The organism is Bradyrhizobium genosp. L (genome assembly GCF_015624485.1).
Classification (GTDB): Bacteria; Pseudomonadota; Alphaproteobacteria; order Rhizobiales; family Xanthobacteraceae; genus Bradyrhizobium.
In genome coordinates this window covers 3,363,268-3,377,959 of sequence record NZ_CP061378.1, presented here as the reverse complement: position 1 = coordinate 3,377,959, position 14,692 = coordinate 3,363,268, and the positions used below count along the sequence as shown (strand labels likewise).

Annotated in this window: 16 protein-coding genes; 3 read left to right on the top strand and 13 right to left on the bottom strand. The window is 65.3% G+C overall.

Annotated elements, in window-relative coordinates; all coding sequences use genetic code 11:
- Positions 1 to 142 precede the first annotated feature (142 nt).
- The 7 genes from IC762_RS15760 to IC762_RS15730 form a co-directional block, all read right to left on the bottom strand.
- Positions 143 to 706, bottom strand: coding sequence for a hypothetical protein (locus IC762_RS15760; RefSeq protein WP_195789681.1), 564 nt, complete (start codon positions 704 to 706; stop codon positions 143 to 145).
- A gap of 45 nt (positions 707 to 751) precedes the next feature.
- Entirely contained in the window at positions 752 to 1,405 is a 654-nt protein-coding gene (locus IC762_RS15755) for a tetratricopeptide repeat protein (RefSeq protein ID WP_195789680.1), read from the bottom strand.
- 153 nt (positions 1,406 to 1,558) lie between these two features.
- Positions 1,559 to 3,154, bottom strand: coding sequence for a class I adenylate-forming enzyme family protein (locus IC762_RS15750; protein WP_195789679.1), 1,596 nt, complete (start codon positions 3,152 to 3,154; stop codon positions 1,559 to 1,561).
- An 11-nt stretch (positions 3,155 to 3,165) separates the two neighbouring features.
- Positions 3,166 to 3,987 (bottom strand): 3-methyl-2-oxobutanoate hydroxymethyltransferase, encoded by an 822-nt coding sequence (gene panB, locus IC762_RS15745; RefSeq protein WP_195789678.1) that lies wholly within the window; start codon positions 3,985 to 3,987, stop codon positions 3,166 to 3,168.
- Between the two features lie 2 nt (positions 3,988 to 3,989).
- Entirely contained in the window at positions 3,990 to 4,574 is a 585-nt protein-coding gene (locus IC762_RS15740; RefSeq protein ID WP_195789677.1) for an NnrU family protein, read from the bottom strand.
- Positions 4,575 to 4,633: 59 nt separating this feature from the next.
- Positions 4,634 to 5,245 carry a hypothetical protein gene (locus IC762_RS15735; protein ID WP_195789676.1) on the bottom strand — a complete coding sequence of 204 codons (612 nt, stop codon included), beginning with the start codon at positions 5,243 to 5,245 and terminating at the stop codon, positions 4,634 to 4,636.
- Positions 5,246 to 5,504: 259 nt separating this feature from the next.
- Positions 5,505 to 7,124, bottom strand: a complete 1,620-nt coding sequence (locus IC762_RS15730) for a peptide chain release factor 3 (protein WP_195789675.1) — start codon at positions 7,122 to 7,124, stop codon at positions 5,505 to 5,507.
- Positions 7,125 to 7,280: 156 nt separating this feature from the next.
- Between IC762_RS15730 and sugE the strand changes: the two genes are divergently transcribed.
- Positions 7,281 to 7,595 (top strand): quaternary ammonium compound efflux SMR transporter SugE, encoded by a 315-nt coding sequence (sugE, locus tag IC762_RS15725; RefSeq protein ID WP_195789674.1) that lies wholly within the window; start codon positions 7,281 to 7,283, stop codon positions 7,593 to 7,595.
- Positions 7,596 to 7,643: 48 nt separating this feature from the next.
- On the opposite strand, the gene IC762_RS15720 is transcribed toward sugE, so the two are convergent.
- The 5 genes from IC762_RS15720 to IC762_RS15700 form a co-directional block, all read right to left on the bottom strand.
- Positions 7,644 to 8,612: a branched-chain amino acid ABC transporter permease gene (locus tag IC762_RS15720; protein ID WP_195789673.1), complete on the bottom strand. Its 969-nt coding sequence runs from the start codon at positions 8,610 to 8,612 to the stop codon at positions 7,644 to 7,646.
- A 1-nt stretch (position 8,613) separates the two neighbouring features.
- A complete protein-coding gene (locus tag IC762_RS15715) occupies positions 8,614 to 9,477 on the bottom strand; it encodes a branched-chain amino acid ABC transporter permease (RefSeq protein WP_195789672.1) in 864 nt (287 codons plus the stop codon).
- A 65-nt stretch (positions 9,478 to 9,542) separates the two neighbouring features.
- Entirely contained in the window at positions 9,543 to 10,763 is a 1,221-nt protein-coding gene (locus IC762_RS15710; RefSeq protein WP_195789671.1) for an ABC transporter substrate-binding protein, read from the bottom strand.
- Between the two features lie 40 nt (positions 10,764 to 10,803).
- Entirely contained in the window at positions 10,804 to 11,547 is a 744-nt protein-coding gene (locus IC762_RS15705) for an ABC transporter ATP-binding protein (RefSeq protein WP_195789670.1), read from the bottom strand.
- The gene (locus IC762_RS15700) at positions 11,540 to 12,295 is read right to left on the bottom strand and encodes an ABC transporter ATP-binding protein (protein WP_195789669.1); all 756 of its coding nucleotides are present in this window, start codon (positions 12,293 to 12,295) and stop codon (positions 11,540 to 11,542) included. The genes IC762_RS15705 and IC762_RS15700 overlap by 8 nt, the downstream gene beginning before the upstream one ends.
- A 342-nt stretch (positions 12,296 to 12,637) precedes the next feature.
- On the opposite strand from IC762_RS15700, the gene IC762_RS15695 reads away from it, so the two are divergent.
- Both IC762_RS15695 and IC762_RS15690 read left to right on the top strand, forming a co-directional pair.
- On the top strand, positions 12,638 to 13,240 hold the full coding sequence (locus IC762_RS15695; RefSeq protein WP_195789668.1) for a PAS domain-containing protein: 603 nt from the start codon (positions 12,638 to 12,640) through the stop codon (positions 13,238 to 13,240).
- The gene (locus IC762_RS15690; protein ID WP_195789667.1) at positions 13,241 to 13,861 is read left to right on the top strand and encodes a hypothetical protein; all 621 of its coding nucleotides are present in this window, start codon (positions 13,241 to 13,243) and stop codon (positions 13,859 to 13,861) included.
- 263 nt (positions 13,862 to 14,124) lie between these two features.
- Here the strand turns inward: IC762_RS15690 and IC762_RS15685 are convergent, their stop codons facing one another.
- On the bottom strand, positions 14,125 to 14,490 hold the full coding sequence (locus IC762_RS15685; protein ID WP_195789666.1) for an ArsC family reductase: 366 nt from the start codon (positions 14,488 to 14,490) through the stop codon (positions 14,125 to 14,127).
- Positions 14,491 to 14,692 lie beyond the last annotated feature (202 nt).

Here is a 14,692-nt window from a genome sequence, read left to right as displayed (position 1 = left end):
GGGAGAGGGTTGGAGTGAGGGGCTGCTTCCGCCAACTCCGCTCACACGGAGTTCGTGGAAGCCCCCCTCACCCGGAATTCATGCTCAGCATGAATTCCGACCTCTCCCCGCAAGCGGGGACGAGGTGAAATTCGACTGACCGTTAGCGCGAGAAGGTGCCGCTCGGCACCGGCGCGGGGAACGACCCGCCGGACTGTTGCGTAGCCGGGGCCGCCTGCTGCGCGGCCGGCTGCTGCGCCTGGTCGTCAGGAGGCGGCGCGGTGGTGCGGCGGCGCACGATCTTCTTCGGCTTCGGCTTCGGCTCCGGCGGCAGCGCCGGGCTCGCGCCTTCCTCGGCAGGGGCGGCCTGATCGGCGGCCGGCGCGGTGCTGGCGGTGGCAGCCGGCTTGCTCCTGCCCTTCTTCTTGGCGGGCTTCGCCGGCTCAGGCGGCGGCGCGGCGGTCGCGGCGGCGGCGTCGGCATTCTGCTGCTCGAGCTGCTGTTCCTGCGCGCCCTTGTAGAGATCCTTCGGCACGCCCTGCTCGAGGCCCGGAACGCCGTCGGGGAATACCGGCTTGCGGTCGCCCGGCAGCTTCTTCTTGGTGTCGAGGAAGTCGAGCAAATCGCTCGGGTCGAAATTGGCCATTCCGCCGCCACCGCAGCCCGCCAGCACGCTGCAAAGCGAGACGAGAACTGCGGCTGCGATCAGGCGTTGCGAGCGGCGCATGGTCGATCTCTCACTCAAACTTGGTTTCGCCGGTCAGCTCTTGGTTCAGCTCTTGGCGACGGGCGGCAGCAGCGCCTGCAGCGCCTCGGCGCGCGAGCGCAGGCTCGGCGGCGTGTCGCCGTCATTGGCAATCAGATCCAGCCATTTCCGCGCGGCGGTGGCATCGTTGGCGTGCCAGGCCGACACCGCCAGCATTTCGCGTGCGGTGTGGCGGAAGGTCGAGCCCTCGGCAGTCGCCGGCTCGAGCCGCTGCAGCATGTTCGGATAGGTCGTCGAATCCATCACGAGCTGCGCGGCGCGGATCCGCGCCAGGTCCTGCTCGGGGCCGCCGACGCTGCGGTCGGCCGAAATCTCGTCATACAGTTTTGCGGCGGCCTGCGGATCGCGGGCCGCGACCTCGGCGGCCATGCGCAGGCGCGCCAGATTGCGATAGCCGGACGGCGCCTTGGCAGCGAGATCGGCAAACGCCGCCTCGGCCTCGGCGTGCTTGTTCTGCTCGGACAGCTCGGCGGCGCGGTCGAAGGCCGCACCGGCCTCGGCGGCCTTCTTGGCCTCGAAATATTGGTAGCCGCGCCAGCCGCCGACACCCGCGACGACCAGGATCGCCAGCGCGATGATCAGGAGCGAGTATCTGTCCCACAGCTTCTTGAGCTGTTCGCGACGGACTTCCTCGTCGACTTCATCAAATAATTCAGACACTTAAAGGTATCCCATCCCCACGAAACATGCGCCTCGGGCCGGCCCCGCCCGAACGCTCGTCCCCCACTCGCGGCGGCGTTACCCTAACGGTGTGGCAGAGGCAAGGCAAAGCGAGGTGGATCAAAGCGTTAACGGGGGCAATTGCCGCTGCCCTTACGCTCGGTCCGCCAGGCCCTCCCGCAACTGCCGCTTGATCACCTTGCCGTTGGCATTGCGCGGCAGCGGATCCGAGGTCAGCGCGATGGTCTCCGGCACCTTGTAGTCGGACAGCCGCTCGGCGCACCACGCACGCAAGGCGTCGGCGCTCACCTCGGCGCGGGTCACGATGACAGCATGCACGCGCTCGCCGAGCACCGGGCATGGCTTTGCGATGATCGCGCTCTCGATCACGGCAGGATGGCCCGCCAACACCGACTCCACCTCGGCGGAATAGATCTTCAGGCCGCCGCGGTTGATCATGTCCTTCTGGCGGTCGAACACGCGGACGAAGTTCTGCGCATCGACCGAGCCGAGATCGCCGGAGTGCCAGAAGCCCGCGGTAAAACTCTCGGCGCTCGCCTTCGGATTGTTCCAGTAGCCTTTGATGACGGAGGCGCTGCGAATCCACAGCTCACCGATCTCGCCGCGCGGCACTTCGCGGCCATCAGATCCCATCACGATGATCTCGGCGCCGGGGCACGGCAGGCCGACGCTGTCGATATGGCTGGCGGTCAACTCACCCGGCATCAAGGTCGACGGCGACGTGGTCTCGGTCGCGCCGTAGCAATTGGCGAGCTTGAGCCCCGGAATCTTGGCGTCGAGCTTTTCGATGGTCGCGACCGGCATCGGCGCGCCGCCGAAGCCGCCGATGCGCCAGCTCGACAGATCGGTGCTGTCGAAATCCGGCTGCAACAGGCAGAGATTGTACATCGTCGGCACCATCACGGTGTAGCTGACGCGCTCGCGCGCCGCGAGCTTGAGATACTCAGAGGCCTTGAACTCCGGCATGATGATCAGCGTGCCGGCACAGCGCAACATCGCCGTGACGTTGGCGACAGCGCCGGTGACATGCGCGAGCGGCACCGCCGCGATCGAGCGATCGGCCTGCGTCAGCTTCAAGGTCGACACGAACACCATCGAGGAGTGGATGATGTTGCAATGCGCAAGCATCGCGCCTTTTGGTTTTCCTGTCGTGCCCGAAGTGTAGAGGATCATCGCCGTGTCCTCTTCCCTCACCTCCGCCGGCACGGCGGACGGCGCATGGTCGCGCAGCGCGGCGAATGGCGAGTCGCCGTCGTCACTGACGGCGATACGATTGATGAGGCCGGGAATGTCGGCGGCGTCGGGGATGCGCTCGGCGAGCGTAGCCTCGTGCACCAGCGCCTTGGCGCCGCAATCGTTCAGCACATAGGCGATCTCGGGTTTCTGCTGGCGGGTCGAGAGCAGCACCGTCACGAGGCCGGCATGCGCGGCGGCAAACAGCGTCAGCACGAATTCGATACGGTTGCCGAGCAGGATCGCGACGCGGTCGCCGGGCGCAAGCCCGAGCTTCGCGAAGCCCGCCGCGACCTTTGCCGATTGGGCTGCGACCTCGCGCCAGCTCAGGCGCACATCGCCACAGACCAGCGCCTCGCCGTCGCCGTTCTGTGCGACCGCCTGTTCGATCATCGCCCAGAGGCTATGCGGCCGTTCCACGAAGGCCGGCACGACGCGATCGCCAAAGCGCGGCTCGAGCCGCATCGGCGGAATTGCGTGCTGCGACCAATCCATTCCCGCCCCCGTCAGCTCTTCTTCATCTCGTAGACGTGCTCCGGCCCCGGAAAGGCGCGGCTCTTGACGTCGCGCGCATAGCCGGCGACGGCTTCCTCGATCGCGGGCCCGAGATTGCCGTAGCGGCGCACGAATTTCGGCGCGCGAGGCGACAGGCCGAGCATGTCCTCCAGCACCAGCACCTGGCCGTCGCAGGCGCTGCTCGCGCCGATGCCGATCGTGGGCACCGCGATCGACTGCGTGATCTTGCGCGCCAGGAGCTCGGCGACCGCTTCGACCACGATCGAGAATGCGCCGGCCTCGGCGATCGCCTTGGCATCGGCCTCGATCGGCGCCCAGTTCACCTCGTCGCGGCCCTGGGCGCGGAACGAGCCCAGCGTGTTGATCGATTGCGGCGTCAGCCCGATATGGCCCATCACCGGGATGCCGCGCTCGGACAGGAACGCCACCGTCTCCGCCATCCGCACGCCGCCTTCGAGCTTGACGGCGCCGCACAGCGTCTCCTTCATGATCCGCACCGCGGAGTGAAACGCCTGCTCCTTGGAGCCCTCGTAGGAGCCGAAGGGCATGTCGACCACGACCAGCGCCGCCTGCGATCCGCGCATCACCGCGCGGCCCTGCAGGATCATCATGTCGAGCGTGACGGGCACGGTCGTTTCGAAGCCGTGCATGACGTTACCGAGGGAATCGCCGACCAGGATGGCATCGCAATGCTTGTCGACCAGCGCCGCGGTGTGGGCGTGATAGGAGGTCAGCATCACGATCGGCTCGCCGTTCTTGCGGGCGCGGAGATCGGGCGCGGTCTTGCGGCGGATGGCGGATTGCACGGACATCATCAGGCTCCCATGACCGGCACGCCGATCACAACAGGGTGGAATGCGAACGCCAGCGCCAGATAGGCGACCACGCCGACGGCCACTGCGATCAAATCATTGGTGACGCCGCCGACCGGGATCGGCGGCGCGCCCGGATCAGCGCGGCGCTTCAGCGAGATGCGGTCATAGACCGCCCAGGCGAGGAACGAGCCGAACAGGACGATCGAGCCGAGATCGCCATTGGCGAGCAGATGCGCGAACACCCACAGTTTTACGCCGGCCAGCATCGGATGCTTCAGCGTGGTGTAGATGCGACCGCGAATATAGGAGGCGACGACCAGGATCACGGCGGGCAGCATCAGCGCCACCGTGATGTGCTTGAACGCGGTGGGCGGGGTCCAGACATCGATCCAGCCGGTGGCGCGGTAATGCGCAAAGCCCCAGACGATCAGCGCCAGGCCGACAGCGGAGACCAGCGAATAGACGCCCTTGTAGGCGCCCTCGCCCATCGCGTTCACGATGCCGGCGCGCAGCTCGCGAAGCGAGCTCAGCACGTGGACGCCGAGGAACAGCACGAGACCCAGGATCATGACGAGCAGTCCCACGATGTTCCTCCCTTTTTGATGTCTTCGCGTAACACCTTCGGCCGGCGTTACGCAATGCATCACGGCTTGTCGGCCGACTTGCCCAGTTCGCGGTTGTCGACATAGCGGATCATGATCGGGCGGCCGGCCAGCGCGCCGCCGAGCCCGCCGGTGAATTTCAGCGGCAGGCAGGTGTCGAGCGAGGCGTTGATGGCGTTGAGGTAGGTCGCGCGGGTGTCGGCCGGGACGTCCCGTGTGGCGAACGTCATGCGCGGCGTCCCGATCATCTCGCCGGAGCGCTTGAAGCTGAAGCGCACCGACATCTGCATGCCCTCGCGCGCATCGTCGGCCGCCGGCGGCGACCAGCAGGACCGCAGCGCCGCGAACAGATCGCCGATGGTATCGAGATCATGATCCGGCCTGCGGTACTTCTCGGCCTGTCCCTCGGGCGGCACGGTCAGGATCGTGAGCTGCAGATTTTCGCCGTAGGGATAATCGATCTCGGGCAGGCACGGCCCGTGGCTGAGCACGCTGCAATAGGACGGCGTGCAGGGCCCGTCGTCGAGCACGCTGCACGGCGTATGCGCGAACGGCACCGGATTGGTCTGACGCCGCTGCCGCGCGTTGGCAGCAGCCGCGAGGCCTGTGGCCAGCACGGCAAGGGTGAGGCAGATGATGATGCGTCGGAGCATGCTGGTAGGCCCGGAATGCGCTGCCGAGAAAATGGTGGCGCAACCGGGTGGCGGCAAGCGGGACGAGTTCACGTCCGCGCGTTGTTCCGGGATGCCTTCACAATCACCGCTGTCGTCGCCCGGCCTGTGCGCAATTGCGCGCATGGACCGGGCGACCCAGTATTCCAGAGGCGGTCGAGAAGCACGGATAGGCCGCGGCGTACTGGGTCCCCCCGGTCGAGCCCGGGGGACGACACCGCGTGTGTGGCGCGTACGCGCCCTACCCCTTCTTCTTCACGTCCTTGACGTTGGAGAAGGTGATGCCCTCGGCCCGCTCCTTGGTGTAGCCGAGATAGAACTCGTTCTTGGCCATGAACACAGGATCGCCGTCGACATCGTCGGCGATCCCGGAATTGTTGGCGGCGACGAAGGTCTCAAGCTTCTTCTTGTCGTCGGAGGAGATCCAGCGCGCCAGCGAGAATTCGGAGACCTCGAACTCGACCGGCAGCGAATATTCGGCGTCGAGCCGCGCCTTCAGCACGTCGAGTTGCAGCGGGCCGACCACGCCGACCAGCGCCGGCGCGCCGTCGCGCGGGCGGAACACCTGCACGACGCCCTCCTCCGACATCTGCTGCAAGGCTTCCTTCAGCTTCTTGGCCTTCATCGCATCGGTCAGGCGAACGCGGCGGACGATTTCTGGCGCGAAGCTCGGCACGCCGACGAAGGTCAGGTCCTCACCCTCGGTCAGGGTATCGCCGATCCGCAAGGTGCCGTGGTTGGGGATGCCGACGACGTCGCCGGCAAAGGCCTCGTCCGCCACCGAACGGTCCTGGGCGAAGAAGAATTGCGGGCTCGACAGGCTCATGTTCTTGCCGGTGCGCACCAGCTTGGCCTTCATGCCGCGGTTGAGCTTGCCCGAGCAGAGCCGCGCGAAGGCGATGCGGTCGCGATGGTTCGGGTCCATGTTGGCCTGGATCTTGAACACGAAGGCGCTCATGCGCGGCTCCGCGGCCTCGACCTTGCGCAGGTTGGAGTCCTGCGCGCGCGGCGCCGGCGCGAACTTGCCAAGGCCCTCCAGCAGATCGCCGACGCCGAAATTACGCAGCGCGCTGCCGAAATAGACCGGCGTCAGATGGCCCTCGCGGAACGCGGCAAGCTCGAACGGCTTGCAGGCCTCCGAGGCCAGCGCGAGCTCGTCCTTGACGGTGGCAACATCGAGGTTGGGATTACGGGCGCCGAGATCGGCGATGTCGATCTGCTCGGTGGCGCCGGTCTTGGCGCCGCCGCCCTCGAGCAGGCGCACGCCGCCATTGATGACGTCATAGGTGCCGAGGAAGTCGCGGCCGCGGCCGACCGGCCAGGTCATCGGCGTGGTGTCGAGCGCCAGCGTCTTCTCGATCTCGTCGAGCAGCTCGAAGGTGTCGCGGCTCTCGCGGTCCATCTTGTTGATGAAGGTGATGATCGGAATGTCGCGCAGGCGGCACACCTCGAACAGCTTTCGGGTGCGCGCCTCGATGCCCTTCGCAGCGTCGATCACCATGACGGCGGAATCGACCGCGGTCAGGGTGCGGTAGGTGTCTTCCGAAAAGTCCTCGTGACCCGGCGTGTCCAGAAGGTTGAACACGAGGTCGTTGAACTCGAAGGTCATCACCGATGTGACCACCGAGATGCCGCGCTCGCGCTCGATCTTCATCCAGTCCGAGCGGGTGTTGCGCCGCTCGCCCTTGGCCTTGACCTGGCCGGCAAGATTGATGGCGCCACCGAACAGCAAGAGCTTTTCGGTCAGCGTGGTCTTGCCGGCGTCCGGATGCGAGATGATCGCAAAGGTGCGCCGCCGCGCCACTTCCTCAGACAGCGGCGAGCGGGACGGCGATTCGGTTGCAACAGTGGTGTCGGACATGGCGGGGCAGCGTTTGGCAGGGAAAACGGGCGCAATCAAGGGCGTTTTGTCGCAAGGCGGAATGGCCAGGCCGTTCCTATATAGGCATGGGAAGGACGACCTTCACCTCACCACAGCATCCGCGGGGACGACCCTGCCTTTTCAGGAGGGTTCGTGATGGCTTGGGCCACTCTGTTCATCGCAGGCCTGCTCGAGATCGGCTGGGCGATCGGGCTGAAATATACCGAAGGGTTCTCGCGGCTGGTGCCGTCGGCGCTGACGCTGGCGGCGATGGCCGGCAGCGTCATCCTGCTCGGGGTGGCGCTGAAGACCCTGCCGATCGGAACCGCCTATGCGGTGTGGACCGGGATCGGCGCGGTCGGCACCGCCGCGCTCGGCATCATCCTGTTCGGCGAGCCCGCGACCGCGCTGCGGCTCGCCAGCATCGCCTTGATCGTCGCCGGCATCGCCGGGCTGAAGCTGGTCGGATAAAGCCTCAGAACGGGCTGACATGCGTCGGCCCGTTCGCCCTGCCGCCTTTTACAGCGACCGCTTGAGCAAATGCGCGAGCTCGCCGATCAGGCCGCGGCGGAACAGCAGCACGCAGGACACGAAGATCACGCCCTGGATCACCGTCACCCACTGGCCGAAGCCGGCGAGATATTGCTGCATGGCGATGATCACGAAGGCGCCGACCACCGGGCCGAAGATGGTGCCGAGGCCGCCGACCAGGGTCATCAGCACGATTTCACCGGACATCGACCAGTGCACGTCGGTGAGCGAGGCGTTCTGCGCCACGAACACCTTGAGCGAGCCGGCGAAGCCCGCCAGCGTGCCCGACAGGATGAAGGCGAGCAGCTTGTACTGGTCGGTCTTGTAGCCGAGCGAGATCGCGCGCGGCTCGTTCTCGCGGATCGACTTCAGGACCTCGCCGAACGGCGAGTTGATGGTGCGGTAGATCAGCAGGAAGCCGGCGAGGAAGCCGGCCAGCACGACGTAATACAGCACGATCGGCTTGGAGAGGTCGAACACCGCGAACAGGTGGCCCTGCGGGATGCCCTGGATGCCGTCCTCGCCATGGGTGAACGGCGCCTGCAGATAGAGGAAGTAAAGCAGCTGCGACAGCGCCAGCGTGATCATCGAGAAGTAGATGCCCTGCCGCTTGATCGAGATGTAGCCGGTGATCAGACCGAGCAAGGCCGCCGCCGCGGTGCCGATCACGATGCCGAGCTCGGGCGGCAGCGCCCACACCTTCAGCGCATGCGCCGTGACGTAGCCGGCGGTGCCGAGGAACATGGCGTGGCCGAACGACAATAGGCCGCCATAGCCGATCAGGAGGTTGAAGGCGCAGGCGAGCAGCGCGAAGCACAGCGCCTGCATCACGAAGAAGGGATAGATGCCGGTGAACGGCACGATCGCCAGCAGCACCGCCATCGCGGCGAACACGATCATCTCGTCGCGCATCGCGCGCGGCGTCATCGGAAGCGTATCGTCTGTTAATGCTGACATATCAGGCCGCCCGTCCCGTCAGTCCCGTCGGTTTCACCAGCAACACCACCACCATCAGCACGAACACCACGGTGTTGGAGGCCTCGGGATAAAAATACTTGGTCAGTCCCTCGATCACCCCGAGCGCGAAGCCGGTGATGATCGAACCCATGATCGAGCCCATGCCGCCGATCACCACCACCGCGAACACTACGATGATGAGGTCGGCGCCCATCAGCGGCCGGACCTGGTTGATCGGCGCCGACAGCACGCCGGCGAGCGCGGCCAGGCCGACGCCGAGCCCATAGGTCAGCGTGATCATGCGCGGCACGTTGATGCCGAAGGCGCGCACCAAGGTCGGGTTCTCGGTGGCGGCGCGCAAATACGCGCCGAGCTGCGTCTTCTCGATCAGGAACCAGGTGGCGAGGCAGACGACCAGCGAGAAGATCACCACCCAGCCGCGGTAGATCGGCAGGAACATGAAGCCGAGGTTGACGCCGCCCTTGAGCTGATCGGGAATCCCGTAAGGCAGGCCGGAAGAGCCGAAATAATTCTGGAACACGCCCTGCACGATCAGCGCGATGCCGAAGGTCAGGAGCAACCCGTAGAGATGGTCGAGCCCGGTCAGCCATTGCAGCATGGTGCGCTCGAGGATCATGCCGAACACGCCGACCACGATCGGCGCGATCAGGAGCGCCCACCAGTAGTTGATGCCGCCCAGATTGAGCAGGAAATACGCCACGAAGGCGCCCATCATGTAGAGCGCGCCATGCGCGAAATTGATGATGTTGAGCATGCCGAAGATCACGGCGAGCCCGAGACTGAGCAGCGCGTAGAACGAGCCGTTGATCAGTCCCACCAGAAGCTGTGCGTAGAGAGCCTGCATCGCGTTGGCTTTCGCTTATAGTAGATGAAGCCCGCCGGCCGCAGAGCGCCCGGCGGGCATGATCGTCACTTCTTCAGCAGCGCGCAGGTGCTCTGGGCGAGCGGCGTGAAGGCCTGGTCGCCCGGCACGGTGCCGACCAGCTTGTAGAAGTCCCACGGCCCCTTCGACTCCGAGGGCTTCTTGACCTCGAACAAATAGGCGTTGTGGGTGACGCGGCCGTTGGCCTCGACGACGCCCTTGCCGAACAGCGGATCGTCGGTCGGGATCGACTTCATCTTCTCGACCACCTTGACGCCGTCATGCGGATTGCCGCCGAGCGCGTCCAGCGCCTTGAAGTAATGGATCAGGCCCGAATAGACGCCGGCCTGCACCATGGTCGGCATCGCGCCGTTCTTCATCCGCTCCGCGAAGCGCTTGGAGAAGGCGCGGGTCTGGTCGTTCATGTCCCAGTAGAACGTCTCGGTGAAGTTGAGGCCCTGCGCGATGTCCAGCCCGATCGCCTTGACGTCGGTGAGGAACAGCAAGAGCGCCGCGAGCTTCTGGCCGCCCTTGACGATGCCGAACTCCGCCGCCTGCTTGATCGAGTTGGTGGTGTCGCCGCCGGCATTGGCGAGGCCGATGACCTTGGCCTTGGAGGCCTGCGCCTGCAGCAGGAAGGACGAGAAGTCAGAGGTGTTGAGCGGGTGCTTGACGCCGCCGACCACCTTGCCGCCGTTCGCGGTGATGACCGCGGTGGTGTCGCGCTCCAGCGCGGCGCCGAAGGCGTAGTCCGCGGTCAGGAAGAACCAGGTGTCGCCGCCGGCCTTCACCAGCGCCTGGCCGGTGGTGTGGGCGAGCATGTAGGTGTCGTAGGTCCAGTGCACGGTGTTCGGCGTGCACTGCGCGTTGGTCAGGTCCGAGGTCGCGGCGCCGGAGTTGATGTAGACGCCGTTCTTCTCCTTGACGACGTTGTTGACCGCGAGCGCGACGCCGGAGTTCGGCACGTCGACGATCACGTCGACCTTGTCGACGTCGAACCACTGGCGGGCGATGGTGGTGCCGATATCAGGCTTGTTCTGGTGATCGCCGGAGATCAGGTCGACCTTCCAGCCTTTGGCCTTGAGGCCGGAATCCTCGATCGCCATCTGCGCTGCGACGGTCGAGCCCGGACCGCCGAGGTCGGAATAGAGGCCGGACTGATCGGACAGCGCGCCGATCTTCACCGTCTTGTCCTGCGCGGACGCGAGGCTCGCGGAGGTGAGCACAAAAGCGGTGCCGAGCAGCAGCGCTGAAATGGTGTTCTTCATGTTTATTTCCTCAGTCCTAAATTTTCTGGTTCCGGCGAGATCAGACGCCGAGATAGGTGTGGAGCTTGTCCATGTTGGCCGACAGCTCCGAATTGGCGAAACCGTCGATCACCTTGCCATGCTCGACGATGTAGTAGCGGTCGGCGACGGTCGAGGCGAAGCGGAAATTCTGCTCGACCAGAAGGATGGTGAATCCCTCCGACTTCAGCCGCGAGATCGTGTGCCCGATTTGCTGGATGATGACCGGCGCAAGCCCTTCCGTCGGCTCGTCCAGCATCAGGAAGCGCGCGCCGGTGCGCAGGATGCGCGCGATCGCCAGCATCTGCTGTTCGCCGCCGGACAGCTTGGTGCCCTGGCTCGATAGCCGCTCCTTCAGGTTCGGAAACAGCGTGAAGATCTGCTCCAGCGGCAGCCCGCCCGGGCGCACCACCGGCGGCAGCAGCAGATTCTCGCGCACGTCGAGGCTCGCGAAGATGCCGCGTTCCTCGGGACAGAACGCGATGCCCTTGCGCGCGATGCGGTCGCTCGACGCGCGGATGATCTCTTCATTGTTGAAGCGGATCGAGCCGCTCCGCTTGCCGATGACGCCCATCACCGACTTCAGCGTCGTGGTCTTGCCGGCGCCGTTGCGGCCGAGCAAGGTCACCACCTCGCCGGCCTTCACGCTGAAATTGATGCCGTGCAGGATGTGGGATTCGCCGTACCAGGCCTGCAGGTCCTTGACCCCGAGCACCTCGGCGCCGGTCGCCGCGACCGGCCGTTCCGCGAGTTTCGCCTCAGCCATGACCCGCTCCCAGATAGGCTTCCTTGACGCGCTCGTCCTTGGAGAGGTCGGCGTAATGGCCCTCCGCCAGCACCTGCCCGCGCGTCAGCACGGTGATGATGTCGGAGAGGTTGGCGACGACGGAGAGGTTATGTTCGACCATCAGGATGGTGTATTTGGCCGAAATCCGCTTGATCAGCGCCGCGATCTTGTCGATGTCCTCGTGGCCCATGCCGGCCATCGGCTCGTCGAGCAGCATCATCTCGGGGTCGAGCGCCAGCGTGGTCGCGATCTCGAGCGCGCGCTTGCGGCCATAGGGCATCTCGACCGCCGGCGTATTGGCGAACTCGCTCAAGCCGACGTCGTTCAAGAGCTCATGGGCGCGCGGATTGAAGCGATCGAGCACGCTCTTGGAGCGCCAGAAATCGAACGAAGCGCCGTGCTGGCGTTGCAGCGCCACGCGAACGTTTTCCAGCGCGGTCAGGTGCGGAAACACCGCCGAGATCTGGAACGAGCGCACCAGCCCGAGCCGCGCCACGTCGGCCGGCGCCATCGCGGTGATGTCCTGGCCCTTGTAGCGGATCTGGCCGCCGGTCGGCTTGAGGAATTTGGTCAGCAGGTTGAAACAGGTCGTCTTGCCGGCGCCGTTCGGCCCGATCAACGCATGGATACTGCCGCGACGCACCTTCAGCGCGACGTCGCGAACGGCGAAGAAACCCGCGAATTCCTTGGTCAATCCGCTGGTTTCGAGAATGAACTCATCGGCCAAATAGATTTCCCCCGTGCGCCATCGCTGCGAGGCCTCTCGCTTGCGTGGCCAGTTTTTTCAATGCCCGACAGGCAGTCCGTCCGTCTTGGAACCGGCCGGAGCCCGTCGCCTCCGGGCCGGAATATGCCGTCATCTGTGGCGGTTAGGCAAGGCGGAAAGCTGTGCGGTGCGGCATCAGCCACACCAGTTCCGGTTCACCCTTAGTCGAATGGTACGGGGGCACGCTTTCCGCCTCGGAAAGCGCCCGTTAACGGTGTTAACGGCCTCTCCCCGCGCCTTCATGAAAAATTTCCGCCTCCGGTCCGAAGCTTCGGCGTTTTGCATAACCAGCGGTCGATCATTTTGGATTTCGAGAGCACCAATCCTTCGGTCATCAAGTCGATCAGGCAACGCGATTTCCTGAACGCGTGGCTGCGGCTCTATGCCCGCAACCAGATGCTGCCAGGGTTGGGCGAATTCCAGCCCGACCGGATCGAGGAGGATCTGCCCGACCTCGTCTACCTCACCGTCGACACCGCTGGCGAAGCGCCGCAGCTGACGATCGAGAGCGACGGCACGCGGATGGCCACCGCCTACGGCCACAGCGGCAAGGGCCGGCTGCTCGACGATTATCTCGGACCGCGGCTCGCGCCGCTGGTGGTGCCGATCTACCAAGAGTGCATCGCCCGCCGCCTGCCCGCCTACACCATCGCCGAGATCGACGACATCTACGGCCACGTCGTCGCCTATGAACGGCTGCTGCTGCCGTTCTCCGACGGCGGTCCCGTCACCCATCTGGTGGCATCGCTGAAGACGATCAGCGCCGACGGCAATTTCGAGATCCGCAACCTGATGCGCGCCAACGACGCGCTGCCGGTGTTCAAGCTCCGCGCCATCATCGATCGCGACCTGTCCTATCGCGCGCCCGGCCGCATCCCCCGCGGCGATGTGCTCGAGTTCGGCTAGATGGTCGAATTCCGGAGTGCCGATCCGTCGGTGGTCAAATCGATCACGCAGCGCGTGCTGCTGAACGCTTGGCTGCGCGCGGCACGCACGCCGGACGCCCTGCCCGGGCTGTCCGACTTCCAGACCGACAGCGCCAACGAAGAACGCGCCGACATGATGGCGTTCGACGTCATCGGCGAAGGCGACGCGGCGCGCTTCCTGATCACGCAGGAAGGCGCGCGGCTCACCACGGCCTACGGCAACGAGCACGTCGATCCGCGACACCGCACCAACCGCTATCTGGACGATGCGATCGGCCCCGAACGTTATGCGGGCGTCATCCGCTCCTACCGCGCCTGCCTGGCGCGCAAGCGTCCGACCTATACAGTTGCTGAAGTGGTCGACGCCGACGGCAAGGACGTCTCCTACGAAAGGCTGCTGCTGCCGTTCGGCCGCGGCGACGCGGTCGAGCAGTTGGTCGGCTCCTACAAGGCGATCAGTATGGAAGGCGGCTTCCGGCTGCACAATCTGATGGGCGTGGCAGCGAAGGCGGTGCCAGTCGTCACGGTGCGCGCGGTGATCGACCGCAGCTTCGTGCCGGAGGCAAGTCCGGCCGCGTGCAATGGCGCAGAGCTGGTCTAGTACGATTGCATCACCAGCGCCTTCTTCTCATCCCGAGAGGATGTGAATGTAACGCTCACAAGCGGCACCAAACTCAGCGTCGTCCTGGCGAAAGCCAGGACCCATTACCCCGATTGTTTGTTGTTGTGCGACGCTGGGGCCGCTGTCCCGCCCTCGATCAAATTCGGTGGTTATGGGTCCTGGCTTTCGCTAGGACGACAGCGTGGAGAAGCCGCGCGCCAAAATCCCTCCCCGTCATCCGGGACCAGCCTTCACGAAGGCGGTTAGGTCTTCCGCGCCTTCGCCGGCACCTCCTTGGCATAAATATCCGGCTTGAAGCCGACGACGCGCTTGGGGCCGAGGTCGAGCACCGGACGCTTGATCATCGAGGGCTGCTCGGCCATCAGCGCCAGCGCGTTGCGCTCGCTCAATCCTTCCTTGTCGGCATCAGGCAGCTTCTTGAAGGTGGTGCCGGCGCGGTTGAGCAGCGTCTCCCAGCCGACTTCGTCGCTCCATTGCTTGAGCTTGTCCTTGCCGATGCCCGCGGTCTTGTAGTCGTGGAAGTCGTAGGCGACGCCGTTGTCGTCGAGCCACGCCCGCGCCTTCTTCATGGTGTCGCAGTTCTTGATGCCGTAGATGGTGATGCTCACTGCCGGTCCCCGGATGCGTTGGCTGCGGAGAAACTAGCTCCGCAGCAAGAGCAGCGCCAGATCGGACCGCGCCAGTCTCCACACCGATCTTGCTGCTCCCTCTCCCCGTTCTTACGGGGAGAGGGTTGGGGTGAGGGGCTGCTTCCGCGTAGATAGAGAGAGTACGACTCGCGGTGAGTCCCCCTCACCCGGAACGCATCTA

What these genes read in the sequence shown, in the direction of transcription:
- IC762_RS15750 (WP_195789679.1), bottom strand. Translation starts at nt 3,154, where the DNA reads ATGGATTGGTCGCAGCACGCAATTCCGCCGATGCGGCTCGAGCCGCGC.
- IC762_RS15735 (WP_195789676.1), bottom strand. Translation starts at nt 5,245, where the DNA reads ATGCTCCGACGCATCATCATCTGCCTCACCCTTGCCGTGCTGGCCACA.
- IC762_RS15715 (WP_195789672.1), bottom strand. Translation starts at nt 9,477, where the DNA reads ATGCAGGCTCTCTACGCACAGCTTCTGGTGGGACTGATCAACGGCTCG.
- IC762_RS15760 (WP_195789681.1), bottom strand. Translation starts at nt 706, where the DNA reads ATGCGCCGCTCGCAACGCCTGATCGCAGCCGCAGTTCTCGTCTCGCTT.
- IC762_RS15710 (WP_195789671.1), bottom strand. Translation starts at nt 10,763, where the DNA reads ATGAAGAACACCATTTCAGCGCTGCTGCTCGGCACCGCTTTTGTGCTC.
- sugE (WP_195789674.1), top strand. Translation starts at nt 7,281, where the DNA reads ATGGCTTGGGCCACTCTGTTCATCGCAGGCCTGCTCGAGATCGGCTGG.
- panB (WP_195789678.1), bottom strand. Translation starts at nt 3,987, where the DNA reads ATGTCCGTGCAATCCGCCATCCGCCGCAAGACCGCGCCCGATCTCCGC.
- IC762_RS15720 (WP_195789673.1), bottom strand. Translation starts at nt 8,612, where the DNA reads ATGTCAGCATTAACAGACGATACGCTTCCGATGACGCCGCGCGCGATG.
- IC762_RS15690 (WP_195789667.1), top strand. Translation starts at nt 13,241, where the DNA reads ATGGTCGAATTCCGGAGTGCCGATCCGTCGGTGGTCAAATCGATCACG.
- IC762_RS15705 (WP_195789670.1), bottom strand. Translation starts at nt 11,547, where the DNA reads ATGGCTGAGGCGAAACTCGCGGAACGGCCGGTCGCGGCGACCGGCGCC.
- IC762_RS15730 (WP_195789675.1), bottom strand. Translation starts at nt 7,124, where the DNA reads ATGTCCGACACCACTGTTGCAACCGAATCGCCGTCCCGCTCGCCGCTG.